This is a genomic window from Marinomonas hwangdonensis (assembly GCF_003721245.1).
GTDB lineage: Bacteria > Pseudomonadota > Gammaproteobacteria > Pseudomonadales > Marinomonadaceae > Marinomonas > Marinomonas hwangdonensis.
Genome location: NZ_RIZG01000003.1, coordinates 80363 through 94495 on the forward strand (window position 1 = coordinate 80363; position 14133 = coordinate 94495).

Consider the following 14133-nt stretch of genomic DNA (forward strand, 5'->3'; position numbering starts at 1 on the left):
TGTTTATAACGAAATCTTATAGAAAAAGAGTTTCACATACTCACCTGAGCATGTCGATTCATTTGCGGCTGATTCCTTTCATCTCACCAATCTGGTAAATTCGTTCTCTATTTATTGATTCGACACTCACTCTATGGAATGCCCCTTATACGAAAAAATTGCCAACCAAATTGAACAGCAAGTTCATGAAGGCATTTTTTTGCCAGGCGCAAAGATTCCTTCGGTGCGCAAATCCAGCAAGCAAATGAACGTCAGTGTTGCCACCGTGCTTCAAGCCTACAGCTTGCTTGAAGATCGAGGTGTGATCAAAGCACGTCCGCAAAAAGGCTATTTCGTTCAAGAACACAAGCTGCTGCACGCCGAGGCATTGAAAATAACACCTACTGTCAACGAGGTATCGACCCATACCATGTTGCGTCGTTTGCTACATGTGTCACAAGACGACAATATTATTCAGTTTGGTGCGGCTATACCCAATAGTCAATTTTTGCCTATCAGACAATTGCAACGTTCTGTTGGGCGTTTAATGCGCTTGGAACCTGAAATTTGCGCGGCCTACGAGTTTACACCTGGCTCACCCAATTTGCGTCGCCAGATTGCCATTCGCATGCTAGACAGTGGCTGTCAGCTGCAACCTGATGACATTACCATTACCCTTGGTTGCCAAAATGCCATCATGCTGTCTTTACAGGCCGTCGCCCAAGCCGGTGATACCATTGCGATTGAAAGCCCCACTTATCATGGGGTGCTGCAAGCCATTGAAGTACTGAAGTTAAAAGCCATCGAGATACCTTGTTCAGCCGATGCTGGCATGGACTTAGATTTATTGGAAAAAGCCGCTAAAAAATGGCCTATCAAAGCGTGTGTAGTCACCCCCAACAATCAGAATCCCGTTGGCGCAACCCTAAGCTACCAAGCTCGACAGAGAATCATCGGTCTGTCATTAGCATTTGGTTTTACACTTATTGAAGATGATGTGTACGGCGAACTCAGCTATCGGGATAAACGTGAACGCGCACTCAAAGCTGACGATAAACACAACACTGTGATTTACTGCAGCTCATTCTCCAAAAGCATTGCACCTGGGTTTCGCATCGGCTGGATCGTCGGTGGCCGCTTTCAAGACAAGATCGAACATTATGCCTATGTGCAGTCTTTGGCCATTCCGACTCTCACACAGACGGCGATTGCCAATTTTTTAGAAAATGGCGCCTACGATCGACACCTCAGAAAAACACGCCTAACTTACCAAGACAATCTGGCTCGGTGTCAATCATTGATTGCCGAGCATTTTCCCAAAGGAACCCAAACCTCAAACCCGAATGGGGGGTTTTTGTTGTGGGTAACCTTGCCTAAAACCGTCGATGCCATGGCACTTCACGCACAAGCCCTAGACAATGACATAGGGATACTGCCAGGGTTAGCGTTTAGCTTAACGGGTCAATTTCATCATCACTTTCGGCTTAACTATGCGCTAAATTGGGATAATAAAACCGACGCCGCCCTAAAGACGCTTGGCCAGTTGTGCCAAATAGGCAAGTAACGCGCCTTGTCCAATGAGTTGGTCGATTTTATATAGGTAAAAGTTATGAAGTACAGAACTAGTATCTTAAAATCCGTCTGTACAGACCGAACAAAAAGCGTACAATTCGCATTCTTTTTTAAACACTCTGCCTTCTTGGCCGATAATATCAATATCTAAACAGTAGCTGGTTTGTTGCGATGGAATTTGTTGAACACCCAAAAGACCTTCCGTTAGACATTACGCTAATAGAAGATCAGCCCTTTCCTTCGATTAGCGAAGCAAGGGTGGGGTTTGTCGGTATTACTTACGTCACCCTTCGACCTTTCGATCGCGGCCGCTCGGTTAGAATCACACTGGAAGAGATAGACCCCAATTTTTGTGTTTCTGGCCGCATCGCCTGGTGCAAAAAACACAATGACGGTTACCACATTGCCATTGAGTTTCCTACCGAAGAAGAATGCTACTGCGTTCGCATGATTGAACAACTCTCCCAGATAGAACATTATCGACGCCAAGCAAAACACGAAGGCCGACGCCTTAATTACAACGAAGCCGCAGGCGAATGGATACAAAAATTTGCTGCCAGCTTTCCTGCATTTACACTTTAATTCCTATTTAATATAAGATTTTATGAAAACCACTCTTTCACAACGTGATATCGACGTTATTACTGCACAACTTGGTCGTGCACCTAGCGGCATCAATGCCATCGCCCACTATTCACCCAATGGCACCCCGCAGGTGCTAGAAATGGAAACCTGGGTATTTGACCAGCCTTTTCCCACGCTGTATTGGCTATCCAGTAAAGCCATTGACAAAGCGTTAGCCAAAATTGAAAGCCATGGCGTTGTCAAAGAGCTTGAACAACGTATTCAGGAAGATGAAAGCCTTAAAGCGGCTCACCATGCCTCTCACCGTGACTACATCGCACGACGCTGGGATGTGATGAGCGACGAACACAAAGCCATTATTGAAGAAAAAGGCTTTAAGCCTTTATTTGATACATTAGGAATAGGCGGTATCGCCAACTGGGATAAGGTGCGCTGTTTACACATGCAATACGCTCACCATTTAGCGGGTGACAATGTCATAGGTCGCATTCTTGACGAAGAGTATGGCATAAAAGCCATTGCTGACGCTGAATAGAATCCAGACAAAAAAAGGGAAAACGTTAGCACGCTTTCCCTTTTTTCTTCATGAGCGTCCAGTGACAAAACGTGGGCGTCTCTATCAAGGCCTTACTTAGGTTTCTTGAGAGCGGCTCTTAGCTCATCTGGTGTCGATACCTTAGGAAGCTCTTCACGGATACGATTAAACGCGGCTTTGGCAACCGCAGCACGCTGTGCATAAGTGGTTAATGCCCCTCCGGTCCAGCCAGCAAGCTTCACCATCTCGTTTTTGAAATTGTTACCCGCTACACCATGGCCGCCTAGACTCATAAGAGCATCTTCGATGGCTAAATAGCTTGGGCGCTCACCGCCGAACTTCATAAAATCGTCTTCTTGCACTTCGGCAAACTGCTTTGACATCGTTAATACCCTTTAAAGAAAATACAATGCATCAAACTTAGCGGTATTTGCCCTTTCATACAAGATGCTGGTTGTAGCAAAACGTAATCACTATGCTCTAGTACGTACTCGATCAACGGCTTTTTGCCACCCCTTATACAATTTATCGCCCGTGCCTTTTTCCATAGAGGGTTCAAAGCTCTTATCGGCTGTCCATAGCTGCTCGATTTCCTCTAAAGATTGAAATAGACCCACCTGCAATCCTGCTAAAAACGCCGCTCCTAATGCGGTTGTTTCTGTCACTAGGGGTCTTTCGACGGTTATTTCGAGCACATCACTCAAAAATTGCACCATGACGTCATTGATAACCATGCCACCATCTACCCGTAAAGAGCTAAACGTGGCGCCATCTTGTGCCATTGCGCCAACCAGATCTTTGGTTTGATAACACACTGAACGCAATCCCGCACTCACAATATCCGCCACACTGGTATCCCGTGTGAGCCCTATCATGGCTCCGCGTGCATCTGGGTCCCAATATGGCGCACCTAACCCAGTAAAAGCCGGCACAAGATACACAGAATCATCGTTTAGCGCTTGCTTCGCCAAACTTTGCGTTTCTTTGGCGTCCGAAAACAGCTTTAAGCCATCTCTTAACCATTGGATCGCTGCACCGGCCACAAAAATACTGCCTTCTAAGGCGTAGGTGACTTCACCCTTTAAGCGGTATCCCACGGTAGTAAGCATTTTATGGTCAGAGCGTATCGGTTTGTCACCCGTATTAAGAATCAGAAAGCAGCCCGTGCCATACGTACTTTTCACCATACCGGGTGCAAAACAAGCTTGGCCCACAAGGGCGGCTTGCTGATCACCTGCAATTCCGTTAACAGGAATTTCCGCGCCCAACCAAGACGCATCAATAACGCCAAAGTCAGCGCTACAGTCCATCACTTCCGGGAAAAGCACATCACCAATATCCAATAACGCAATCAGCTCATCGTCCCATTGCTGAGTATGAATATTAAACGCCATAGTACGTGCAGCATTCGTCGCATCTGTTTTGTGAGACTCTCCGTTGGTAAGACGCCACAACAAAAAGCTGTCTACCGTACCAAAAGCCAATCGTCCTGCTTTTGCTGTCTCACGAGCGCCTTCGACATTGTCTAAAATCCAACGAATTTTGGTGGCCGAAAAATAGGGGTCTATCAGTAATCCTGTTTTTTCTTGTACCTTTTCACTTAACCCTTGATCGCTCAGTGTTTGACAGTATTCGCTGGTGCGTCTGTCTTGCCAAACAATCGCATTATATACAGGCTTACCCGTCTCTGTGTCCCACAGTATGGTGGTCTCTCTTTGATTGGTAATACCTATGGTTGCTATCTCTTCAGCGCTGATCCCTGTATCCTTGAGGACCGATCGACACACAGACAAGGTAGACGTCCAAATATCTTCTGGGTCATGCTCTACCCAACCGTCATTTGGAAAAATCTGCGGAAACTCTTGTTGAGATTGCCCAACTCGAGTGCCTTTGGTATCGAATAAAATCGCCCGAGAACTGGTGGTGCCTTGATCGATAGCAAGAATATAATGCGTCATAGTGAATTCTCTTTGAAGTCACAGCCGCTCAAAAGTGGGCAGCCTATATTGTTGTTTTGTTTTTTTGAACATATACATTCGAATACGAATATTATGTATTTAAAACTAATATGCACATACTTAGCAAGTAGTAACCTTTTTTAGGGGAAGAAAAACCATGGGTCAACTCTCTCGAAAAGATAAGATGGTCGCCATAGTAAAAGAAAAGGGTTATGTGTCAATTGATGAACTAGCCAGTCAATTTGATGTGACACCACAAACCATACGCCGCGATATCAATGAGTTAGCGAAAGCCGACAAAATACGCCGCCACCATGGTGGCGCCAGCTTTGACTCCAGCACCACCAATGTCGCGTACGCCACAAGACAAATCATACAACTGCCTGCCAAAGAGCAAATTGCCAAGCGCATCGCGGCCGAAATCCCCAACAATGCGTCGCTGTTTATTAATATAGGCACCACAACCGAAACGGTGGCACGCCATTTACTCAATCACCAAGGGCTTCAGGTTATTACCAACAACTTAAATGTCGCCGCGATTTTAAGCGCCAAAGAAGACTTTACCGTGATTATCGCCGGTGGCACGGTACGATCTCGTGACGGTGGCGTCATGGGAGAAGCCACTATCGATTTTATTAATCAATTTCGTGTCGACTTTGGCATCATTGGTATCAGTGGCATAGACCCCAATGATGGCTCATTACTCGATTACGACTACCGTGAGGTTCGCGTTGCACAAAGCATTATCAGCAACTCTCGAACGGTGTTTCTTGCGGCCGACAGCGGCAAATTTGGGCGTAATGCCGTGGTTCGACTGGGCAATGTTACTCAAGTGGATCGACTGTTCACTGACTTACCCCCTCCTAAATCTATCATCAAATTAATGAAAGAAAACGAAGTACGATTAGAGCTTTGCACACCTAAGTAACCAAGATTAAAGCAAACACCTAACCCCCAAACTTCCCGCCCACGACGTACCCCGCTCTAACCTTACTTAGAGCGGCACGTTCAAATAATAGCCAAAAAATGCGCATTTCTTCACGTATTTGTGTTGTCATTCACCACACAGAGGTTTAGTATTGAAAAAAATGTTCACTTTCGAACAATCTATTTGCAATACTTTCGTGAGGCTTAACATGAATCCATCCCATTTTGACGTATTTATCGTTGGCGGCGGCATCAATGGTGCCGGTATTGCTGCCGATGCCGCAGGACGAGGCCTTAGCGTTGGTCTCTGTGAAATGGGGGATCTTGCACAAGCAACCTCGTCATCAAGCAGTAAATTGATCCACGGTGGCCTTCGCTATTTAGAACATTACGAATTTCGCCTTGTCAAAGAAGCACTGAACGAACGTGAAGTGTTGTTAAAGATTGCACCGCATCTTGTCACACCGATGCGCTTTCAGATGCCCCATCGCCCGCATCTCCGCCCTGCATGGTTAATTCGTATTGGTTTGTTCCTGTACGACAATTTGGGCAAACGCGAAACCTTGATGGGATCAAAAGGCGTTAAATACGGTGCCGACAGCCCGCTCAAAGAAGACATCAAACAAGGCTTTGAATACTCTGATTGCTGGGTTGACGACGCACGCCTAGTAGTTGCAAACGTCTTGAGCGCTCAGCGAGATGGAGCCGAAATATTTGCCAGAACACGTTGTGTTTCTGCAAAACGCTCTAATAACCAATGGGTTATAGGCTTAGAAGATCAACTTACCAAAGAAACTCGTGAGGTCACGGCAAAAGCCTTGGTCAATGCAGCAGGACCTTGGGTATCATCTTTTATCGAAACCAAGCTAGAACGCAAAGCGCCGTATGGCATTCGTATGATCAAAGGCAGCCACATAGTGGTGCCTAAGCTTTATCAGCATTCTAATTCTTTCATAATGCAGAATACCGACAAGCGGATCATTTTTGCGATTCCTTACCGCGAACATTATACCCTGTTAGGCACAACCGACATGGAATACAAGGGTGACCCTAAAGCGGTTGCCATTTCTGAAGAAGAAACCCAGTACATTTTGAAAGTGACGAACGATCACTTCAAAAAGACCCTAACGCCTGCCGATGTGATCTGGAGCTACTCTGGTGTCCGCCCCTTGCTGGAAGACGAGTCATCGGACCCGTCCGCTGTGACGAGGGACTATACGTTGCATGTGGAAGATCAGCAAAACAAGGCACCTCTGCTCAGTATTTTTGGTGGCAAAATCACTACGTACCGTAAATTGGCACTGTCTGCTATGACAAAATTAGAGCCGTATTTTGATAATTTGGCCGCGCCTTGGACGCACTCCAAGCCTTTACCCGGTGGCAATCTCGGTATGTCACTTGATGCGTTCGCCATGAAACTGCAACAGGACTATCCGTTTATCGGCGCGTCTTTGGCTCACCGCTTCGCCAACAGCTATGGCGACTTGTCCCATGCATTTCTGAAAAAAGCCAATTCAGAAAGCGACCTTGGGCAGCATTTTGGCAATCAGTTGTATCAACTGGAAGTCGATCACCTAATACACAATGAGTGGGCCCATTCAGCAGAAGACATATTATGGCGCCGCACTAAGCTTGGTCTTGAATTCACACCCGATCAGGTAAATGCACTAGACAGTTATGTGCAATCCCATATTCAGTAAGTCTTGTATCACCCTATGAGTCCTACCTTTTACCCACCTAGGCCATTGTCTAGGTGGGTTTTTTTTGGTCTACTTAAGCCCCTCTTAGCCCCACCCCAAGGAACCAGCACATCATGGACTTTGTATTTTACGATATCGCGCTTTGGGTATATGTTTTGCTCTTTGCGGCCGCTTTTTTAGCGGGCACCATTGATGCAATTGCCGGAGGGGGTGGCCTTATTACGGTGCCGGTTCTATTAGCAGCAGGTTTATCGCCAGCGGAAGCGCTGGCAACGAATAAGTTGCAAGGCTGCGCAGGCACAGTGTCAGCGTCTTATCATTTTATCAAAAAGGGCCAAGTCACACTGTCTGATATGTGGTTACCCATTGCCATGACCGCTATTGGGGCCGTTATTGGCACTTTGCTGGTGTCTTATTTAGACAGCAGCGTACTGCTTAAAGCCATTCCTATTATCTTAATTGCGGTGGCCATCTTTTTTTTCTTTTTACCGAAAATTCAGCCTTATATAGCAAGTCGATTAGCTCTCTCACATGTGCAGTTTGCCCTTATCATTGGCACTAGCATTGGCTTTTACGACGGGCTCATCGGCCCAGGCACTGGCGCCTTCTTTTCCACTGCGTATTTGTGTCTAATGGGAATGACGGTAGTTTCTGCCACGGCCCATACAAAAGTACTGAACGCCACCAGCAACCTCGCCTCTTTAGCCATGTTTGCTTTTGGCGGGCATTTGGTCTGGGCCCTGGGCATTGTAATGGGGATAGGTCAATGGTTTGGTGCGCAAATTGGCTCTCGCCTTGTCATCACAAAAGGGGCAAAACTTATTCGCCCCATGGTCATTATTATGTGCCTAGCCATGTCCGTTAAACTGCTGCTTGATAGCTCGGCTTAATACACATCACGCTTACAAGGCATGGGGCAATGTCAACGCATCTTGGGGCGAATGCCGAGAACATTCCTCTACTAGCCAAGCAAGCAGTTGTTGAACTGGCTCTCGCTGTCGCTGCATTTCAGGGCATGCAAATAAATAGGCGTGTCCTTCATCTAAGGTTTGTTCAAATGGCATCACCAACCTTCCTTGTTGAATGTCATCCATCACGAGCGGCGTTCGGCCCAAGGCGACGCCTTGTCCTGCAATAGCCGCCTGCACAGCCAAATCTCCTCGATTGAAACTGATACCGCGAGAAGGTTTGACATTTTTTGCGTTGACCCGTGACAGCCACTTCTCCCATTCTGCATAGGGGCTGGAAAAACGCCACTCGGAGTCGTCATTTAATAAGGGCACCTGAGCCAAATCACTTGGCTGACTGAGAGGCCTCTGCTGCAAAAAAGCAGGACTGCAAACGGGAAACACCTTGTCTTTCATGAGAGGAACAATGTGTCCTTTAGAGTGATGCACATGACTGTGGACAATCGCAACGTCGATCCGATCTCGCTGAAAATTCACTTCCCTATCATTGGCTTGAATTCTTAATTGTAAATCAGGATAGGCCTCTTGCAGGCTGCCAAGTCTTGGGATCAACCACTTGGTAGCAAAAGAAGGCATCACAGAGACGGTTAAAATATTGGACGTTTCGTCATCTTGTAATTCGGCGATGAGATCATTAATTTCACTAAAGCTATGATTGAGCTGTACGGCAAGACGGGCCCCTGCAACCGTTAATTCCAGTCGACGATGATAACGAATAAATAAGGTTAACCCTAAGCGCTCTTCTAACTGACGAATCTGTTGACTGACCGCGCCCTGAGTGAGGTGCATTTCTTGCGCCGCTTTGGTAAAGCTTAAATGTCGCGCGGCAATTGCGAAGGTACCTAAACCAGCCAAGGGTATTGATTTCATACAGTATACCTTTAAAAAACGCTCTGCCCTTTTAGAAGAGCTGAGCTACTGCAAAGACGCTTTGTTGAGGTGAAACATTTTGCACAATCTACGCACAGCCTTCTACAAAAAGGACGCCATGAGAATATTGGATTAGCTAAGCTAATTCAAGCGATCAATTTATATCGTTTGTCTATCAGATTCAAGCGAATAGAATATGTTTATCTCTTAGGTTGAACAGCGGCCTAATACCCCTCAATACAGCCTGGTCTGTATTGACTCTAGAGCATGTCCCCACAGTCATGTTGTAGAGGAATACCAACATTCCCCACAGAATGGTGTTATTCACAACTGCTAGTTACTTTTGTAGGCCGAACGTTTGTTCGGCCTTTTTTTTGGCTTGGTATCAACACACCCTCACAATAGACCCTTCTTATCGCTAACCAAAAAAAAACGGCGACCCAAGGGTCGCCGCTAACGAACACACAAAGTGTGTCTGATCATTGATGGGTTATGCTGCTTTGCCCTCAAGCAACTCAGCACAATTAAAATTTGCTTGTGCAAGTTTCTCCATTAGGCGAACAACCTGACAGCTGTAGCCGTATTCGTTGTCGTACCAAACATAGAGAGTCGCTTGATTGCCGCGCACCTTGGTAGATAAAGAGTCAAGTATGCCCGCTTGCTCAGAACCGATAAAGTCGGAACTAACCGCATCGGCTTCTTCACTATAACCAATTTGTCCTGTTAGCTCAGCGCTGTTAGACGCCGCTTTCAGTAATTGATTGATGTCTTCTACCGAGGTCGCTGTCTTTAAAGTCAGACTTAATACCGCAATTGACACATTGATCACTGGAACACGAATGGCGCTGCCGCTTAACTTTCCTTCAAGAGAAGGAATGGCTTTAGACACCGCTTTAGCCGCGCCAGTTTCTGTCATTACCATGTTCATACCAGCCGCTCGCCCACGACGATCGCCTTTATGAATGTTATCGATTAGGTTCTGATCGTTTGTGTAAGCGTGAACGGTTTCAACATGACCAGACTCAATACCAAACTTGTCTTCTAAAACAGATAAAATGGGGGTGATCGCATTAGTGGTGCAAGACGCCGCAGATACGATGCGATCTGCATCTGTCACATCTTTATCATTGACACCGAAAACGACGTTTTTCATTTCTTTACCCGGCGCAGTCAGTACGACACGTTCGATACCTGGACGATTCAAGTGAACACTCAAACCATCGTGATCACGCCAACGGCCCGTGTTATCCACAAGCAAGGCGTTGTTGATACCATGTGCTTGATAATCTACGTCTGCAGGGTCAGAAGCGTAGATGACTTTCACACTAGCACCATTAATGATCAGGGCCTGATTCTCTTCATCCACTTTTACTAAGCCATCGTAAATGCCATGCACAGAATCGTATTTGAGCAAACTAGCGCGTTTGGCTAAATCATTATCGCACGCTTTGCGCACAACAATCGCCGCCAAGCTCATACCTGGCGTCGTGTGGCCTAGTGCACACATGCGGCGTGTTAGCAAACGACCAATGCGGCCAAAACCATACAGTACCACGGGAGTTTCAGAGCCATCGTTTGATTGAGTCGCTAGCACAGAAGCCACGTCCGCTTCCGCAATAAGAGACTCTAACTCAATCACGGTGTGCGCCGTGTCACTGGCTAATACTTGCTCTAACACTTGATACACTTGAGCAAGATCTAATTCAGGATGCTGATCGAACGCTGTCATCAAACCAGTCACTGAGTCTGCCATTAAAGTATTGCCTGCCAACTGAACTTTGACGGCTTTTTCTCGACCCAGTTTGCCTAAAAGAGGAATCATAGATTCTGCTTGCGAAAGTGTTTGTAACCAAGTGCTTGTCATTTTCTGCCCCCGAAAAAAGACGCTGTTTATATCAATGTGAGCGCAGTCTAACGGCAGATTGAGACAAAAACAAATTGTAAGAAGGCAACAGAAAACCTTTAAAATCTGATATTTAGTGGGTTTTTTTATGGAAATAACGAGATATTCATAAAGGTATAGAAAGTTTACTACATATGCTTAAAAGGAACGTATTTAACCGCCACCTCAAGCCCAGAATGTTGTTATTTGGCAACAAATATTGACATGAAATTTCATGAATTTATTTTATAAATGCCTTTTTCTCTCTGCTAATACCCCTAAAAAGCAGAAGCAAGAGACCACTAACAAGGGGCGATAAACGAACTCGACTTGAGTGATTCCCCAATACACGAGAGGCTGAGTCCAAAATGTCAGCAACCCATAACCAAAAGTACACATCAGGATAAAGGCCATCACACGAGCCACAAACACCCAAGAAGACACTAGACGCTTCAAGAAGGCGTTCACTTTATCCCCATAAATAACCAAACAAGTGGCGACCAAGGCTAGAGCAATATCCTGAAGATGCGGTTGAATAAAATGGGCTAAGCGAAGATTTAGCTCAAGGAGTAACGTCATGCAGTTATCACCTTCATCAAAACACGGCTAACGACTTTTCCGAGACAGGGCCTCAACATCAATCCGTCCGGAATTACGGGCGCTCTTCTTAGGCTGCAGATCAACATACAATATGGATACGTCATAGGTGGTGTTACGAAAATCAATTTCTGTACCGTCATCAAATAGCCATTTCGATCGACCAATTCCCTTGTTCAAAAAACCTTCGCTGGGCGCACCGTATTTGTTAAAAAAAACATCACCGATCGCCTTACGCTTTTCATTGCTTTGGATTACCCCGGTTAACAGGGCCTGCCTGACATAGCCTGAAGGATTCGTATAAAGAGTAGCATTGGTGATACCTAGTATGCCTTCAGGCCCTAAACCGTAACTCACAATACCTTCCTTGTAAGTCGGATAGCTTTGCAATCCCATGTTTTTTAAGTGTTGTGCTAGATCAACCAATTTCAGATCATTAAACGACAATCCGAACAATTCCGCGGCATTAGCCGTGGGCAAAACAGCGCTGTTTGCGCTATTAGCAAGCGCTTGATTAACCGGCGCTATAACCAATGCTAAGACCACATAAACCAACATGGTTTTTCTACGCATTTGTCTTCCCTGTGAGATTTCTGATGGAGTTCGTCGGGCAAAATTAGCCGAACTTGATATATAATACAACACAATAAGCGCTTTTGATTCAGAGCGCTCACAAACTTTATATACCGAGGTAATACATGGCTCTTGTTATCGGCATTACAGGCGTTTCTGGCAGTGGAAAAAGTCGACTTTGCTCTCTTCTGGCTGAAGGTCACGGAGACAAAATTTCTGTGCTATGCCAAGACAGCTTCTACAACGGCTGTGGCAACATTGACCCTGACGTTTACAATTTTGACGACCTAAGCTCTCTTGATCTAGAGAGTTTGACTTTGGCCATTCATAACTGCAAAAACCGTCAGCAACCCAATGAGATTCCGGTTTACGACCATGCCCAACACAAACGAATAGGCTATCGTGATTTAGAGCCAACTCACGTTGTGCTAGTCGAAGGTCATATGATGTTTCAAGACCCCAATATTCGTGACGCCGTCGACTATTTATTGTATGTGGACACCGATATGGACATCGCTATTGTACGACGCCTAAAGCGCGACATTGCAGAACGTGGGCGAGATGTTAATGAAGTCACCAGTCGTTATATGCGACACGTTCGAAAGGCCTCACTTAAAACCATCGACATTCGTAGCAAAGCTGACTTTATCATTCCTAATAACAAAAGCTTTACCAACGCGGCCAGCTTGCTGCGCAGCTACATAGAATACTTGCTAAAAGAAAAAGGCGCCAAATAGGCGCCGTTTTCTTTTTAGAACATAACAGAGGTGTAAAACGATGTTTCACACCTGGCTTAAAAGCCCAACTTACTTCTTAATGTCGTCGAAAAAACGCTTCACACCATCAAACCAGCTTTTCTGTTTTGGCGAGTGATCAGACCCCTCGCCCATACTTTCTGCGAACTCAGTGAGTAACTCTTTTTGACGTGTTGTTAAGTTTACCGGTGTCTCTATGACCGCTTTACAGATCAAATCACCCACTGGACCACCGCGCACAGGCTTAACGCCTTTACTGCGTAAACGGAACAACTTACCAGACTGACACTCAGCAGTGACTTTTAAACGCACACGCCCGTCCAGTGTTGGCACATCGATTTCACCACCTAATGCCGCCGTGGTAAAACTAATGGGCACTTCGCAGTATAGATTGGCGCCATCGCGTTCAAAAATACGATGGGGTTTAACTGAGACTTGCACAAACAAATCACCTGCAGGACCGCCGTGCGTGCCCGCCTCACCTTCACCAGAAAGACGAATGCGATCACCCGTATCAACGCCCGCTGGAATTTTCACATTAAGGGTTTTGTACTCTTGTACTCGACCTTGGCCATGACAATCATGACAAGGATCCGAAATCACCTGACCGGCTCCGTGACATTCTGGACAGGCTTGTTGTACCGAGAAGAAGCCTTGAGACATGCGTACTTGACCTGCGCCACCACAAGTACCACAAGTTTTTGGTGACGAGCCTTTTTTGGATCCAGAACCGTCACACGTTTTACAATGCACTAACGTTGGGATACGAATTTTTTCTTCACAACCCCACACAGCTTGCTCAAGATCTAACTCAAGCGTGTAACGCAAGTCAGAACCACGGCGCGTGCGACTTTGACCGCCACCACCACCGCCAAAAATATCACCAAATACATCACCAAAAATATCACTAAAACCACCCGCTCCAGCGCCGCCGCCATAGCCACCGGCCTGACCATTGACGCCGTCATGACCAAAGCGATCATAAGCTGCGCGCTTGTCGTCAGAAGACAAAATCTCATAAGCCTCAGCCAACTCTTTGAATTTTTCGAGGGCTTCTGGGTTATCTGGGTTTTTATCTGGGTGGTACTTATTCGCTAAAGAACGATAAGCTTTTTTTATGTCTTTCTTATCCGCGCCTTTGGCTACCCCAAGAACGTCGTAATAGTCTCTTTTGCTCATCGCAGCAATTCCTGAATTAAAAAGCCTGAATTAAAAAGTCATCAATAAAACGT

14 protein-coding genes are annotated in these 14133 nt (G+C 46.0%); 7 read left to right on the forward strand and 7 right to left on the reverse strand.

Annotated features, from left to right (window positions below; all coding sequences use genetic code 11):
• The first annotated feature begins 133 nt into the window (after positions 1 to 133).
• The 3 genes from EBI00_RS05980 to EBI00_RS05990 all read left to right on the forward strand — a co-directional run bounded on the left by EBI00_RS05980 (position 134) and on the right by EBI00_RS05990 (position 2671).
• A complete protein-coding gene (locus EBI00_RS05980; protein ID WP_123095025.1) occupies positions 134 to 1543 on the forward strand; it encodes an aminotransferase-like domain-containing protein in 1410 nt (469 codons plus the stop codon).
• Between the two features lie 179 nt (positions 1544 to 1722).
• Positions 1723 to 2133 carry an energy transducer TonB gene (locus EBI00_RS05985; RefSeq protein WP_123095026.1) on the forward strand — a complete coding sequence of 137 codons (411 nt, stop codon included), beginning with the start codon at positions 1723 to 1725 and terminating at the stop codon, positions 2131 to 2133.
• A 22-nt stretch (positions 2134 to 2155) separates the two neighbouring features.
• Positions 2156 to 2671 carry a DUF501 domain-containing protein gene (locus tag EBI00_RS05990; RefSeq protein ID WP_123095027.1) on the forward strand — a complete coding sequence of 172 codons (516 nt, stop codon included), beginning with the start codon at positions 2156 to 2158 and terminating at the stop codon, positions 2669 to 2671.
• A 92-nt stretch (positions 2672 to 2763) separates the two neighbouring features.
• Here EBI00_RS05990 and EBI00_RS05995 read toward each other — a convergent pair whose 3' ends face one another.
• Positions 2764 to 3054, reverse strand: a complete 291-nt coding sequence (locus EBI00_RS05995) for a hypothetical protein (RefSeq protein WP_123095028.1) — start codon at positions 3052 to 3054, stop codon at positions 2764 to 2766.
• A 90-nt stretch (positions 3055 to 3144) separates the two neighbouring features.
• Complete coding sequence (gene glpK, locus EBI00_RS06000; protein ID WP_123095029.1) at positions 3145 to 4629, reverse strand: glycerol kinase GlpK; 1485 nt, start codon at positions 4627 to 4629, stop codon at positions 3145 to 3147.
• A 157-nt stretch (positions 4630 to 4786) separates the two neighbouring features.
• Between glpK and EBI00_RS06005 the strand changes: the two genes are divergently transcribed.
• The 3 genes from EBI00_RS06005 (at position 4787) to EBI00_RS06015 (ending at position 8146) form a co-directional block, all read left to right on the forward strand.
• Complete coding sequence (locus EBI00_RS06005; RefSeq protein ID WP_123095030.1) at positions 4787 to 5557, forward strand: DeoR/GlpR family transcriptional regulator; 771 nt, start codon at positions 4787 to 4789, stop codon at positions 5555 to 5557.
• 208 nt (positions 5558 to 5765) lie between these two features.
• Positions 5766 to 7256: a glycerol-3-phosphate dehydrogenase gene (gene glpD / locus EBI00_RS06010; protein ID WP_123095031.1), complete on the forward strand. Its 1491-nt coding sequence runs from the start codon at positions 5766 to 5768 to the stop codon at positions 7254 to 7256.
• A gap of 113 nt (positions 7257 to 7369) precedes the next feature.
• Positions 7370 to 8146, forward strand: coding sequence for a TSUP family transporter (locus tag EBI00_RS06015; RefSeq protein WP_123095032.1), 777 nt, complete (start codon positions 7370 to 7372; stop codon positions 8144 to 8146).
• Between the two features lie 12 nt (positions 8147 to 8158).
• On the opposite strand, the gene gcvA is transcribed toward EBI00_RS06015, so the two are convergent.
• The 4 genes from gcvA to EBI00_RS06035 all read right to left on the reverse strand — a co-directional run bounded on the left by gcvA (position 8159) and on the right by EBI00_RS06035 (position 12146).
• Positions 8159 to 9094, reverse strand: coding sequence for a transcriptional regulator GcvA (gene gcvA / locus EBI00_RS06020; protein WP_123095033.1), 936 nt, complete (start codon positions 9092 to 9094; stop codon positions 8159 to 8161).
• Between the two features lie 490 nt (positions 9095 to 9584).
• Entirely contained in the window at positions 9585 to 10958 is a 1374-nt protein-coding gene (locus tag EBI00_RS06025) for a glyceraldehyde-3-phosphate dehydrogenase (protein WP_123095034.1), read from the reverse strand.
• Between the two features lie 264 nt (positions 10959 to 11222).
• Positions 11223 to 11555, reverse strand: a complete 333-nt coding sequence (locus tag EBI00_RS06030; RefSeq protein ID WP_123095035.1) for a DUF3392 domain-containing protein — start codon at positions 11553 to 11555, stop codon at positions 11223 to 11225.
• A 27-nt stretch (positions 11556 to 11582) separates the two neighbouring features.
• A complete protein-coding gene (locus tag EBI00_RS06035) occupies positions 11583 to 12146 on the reverse strand; it encodes a uridine kinase (protein WP_123095036.1) in 564 nt (187 codons plus the stop codon).
• 125 nt (positions 12147 to 12271) lie between these two features.
• Here EBI00_RS06035 and EBI00_RS06040 point away from each other — a divergent pair, with 125 nt between their 5' ends.
• Positions 12272 to 12883 carry a uridine kinase family protein gene (locus EBI00_RS06040; protein WP_123095037.1) on the forward strand — a complete coding sequence of 204 codons (612 nt, stop codon included), beginning with the start codon at positions 12272 to 12274 and terminating at the stop codon, positions 12881 to 12883.
• 69 nt (positions 12884 to 12952) lie between these two features.
• On the opposite strand, the gene dnaJ is transcribed toward EBI00_RS06040, so the two are convergent.
• Positions 12953 to 14080, reverse strand: coding sequence for a molecular chaperone DnaJ (dnaJ, locus tag EBI00_RS06045; protein WP_123095038.1), 1128 nt, complete (start codon positions 14078 to 14080; stop codon positions 12953 to 12955).
• Positions 14081 to 14133 lie beyond the last annotated feature (53 nt).

What these genes read in the sequence shown, in the direction of transcription:
- EBI00_RS05995 (WP_123095028.1), bottom strand. Translation starts at nt 3,054, where the DNA reads ATGTCAAAGCAGTTTGCCGAAGTGCAAGAAGACGATTTTATGAAGTTC.
- EBI00_RS06030 (WP_123095035.1), bottom strand. Translation starts at nt 11,555, where the DNA reads ATGACGTTACTCCTTGAGCTAAATCTTCGCTTAGCCCATTTTATTCAA.
- glpK (WP_123095029.1), bottom strand. Translation starts at nt 4,629, where the DNA reads ATGACGCATTATATTCTTGCTATCGATCAAGGCACCACCAGTTCTCGG.
- EBI00_RS05985 (WP_123095026.1), top strand. Translation starts at nt 1,723, where the DNA reads ATGGAATTTGTTGAACACCCAAAAGACCTTCCGTTAGACATTACGCTA.
- EBI00_RS06025 (WP_123095034.1), bottom strand. Translation starts at nt 10,958, where the DNA reads ATGACAAGCACTTGGTTACAAACACTTTCGCAAGCAGAATCTATGATT.
- EBI00_RS06040 (WP_123095037.1), top strand. Translation starts at nt 12,272, where the DNA reads ATGGCTCTTGTTATCGGCATTACAGGCGTTTCTGGCAGTGGAAAAAGT.
- EBI00_RS06035 (WP_123095036.1), bottom strand. Translation starts at nt 12,146, where the DNA reads ATGCGTAGAAAAACCATGTTGGTTTATGTGGTCTTAGCATTGGTTATA.
- glpD (WP_123095031.1), top strand. Translation starts at nt 5,766, where the DNA reads ATGAATCCATCCCATTTTGACGTATTTATCGTTGGCGGCGGCATCAAT.
- gcvA (WP_123095033.1), bottom strand. Translation starts at nt 9,094, where the DNA reads ATGAAATCAATACCCTTGGCTGGTTTAGGTACCTTCGCAATTGCCGCG.
- EBI00_RS05990 (WP_123095027.1), top strand. Translation starts at nt 2,156, where the DNA reads ATGAAAACCACTCTTTCACAACGTGATATCGACGTTATTACTGCACAA.
- EBI00_RS05980 (WP_123095025.1), top strand. Translation starts at nt 134, where the DNA reads ATGGAATGCCCCTTATACGAAAAAATTGCCAACCAAATTGAACAGCAA.
- EBI00_RS06005 (WP_123095030.1), top strand. Translation starts at nt 4,787, where the DNA reads ATGGGTCAACTCTCTCGAAAAGATAAGATGGTCGCCATAGTAAAAGAA.
- EBI00_RS06015 (WP_123095032.1), top strand. Translation starts at nt 7,370, where the DNA reads ATGGACTTTGTATTTTACGATATCGCGCTTTGGGTATATGTTTTGCTC.
- dnaJ (WP_123095038.1), bottom strand. Translation starts at nt 14,080, where the DNA reads ATGAGCAAAAGAGACTATTACGACGTTCTTGGGGTAGCCAAAGGCGCG.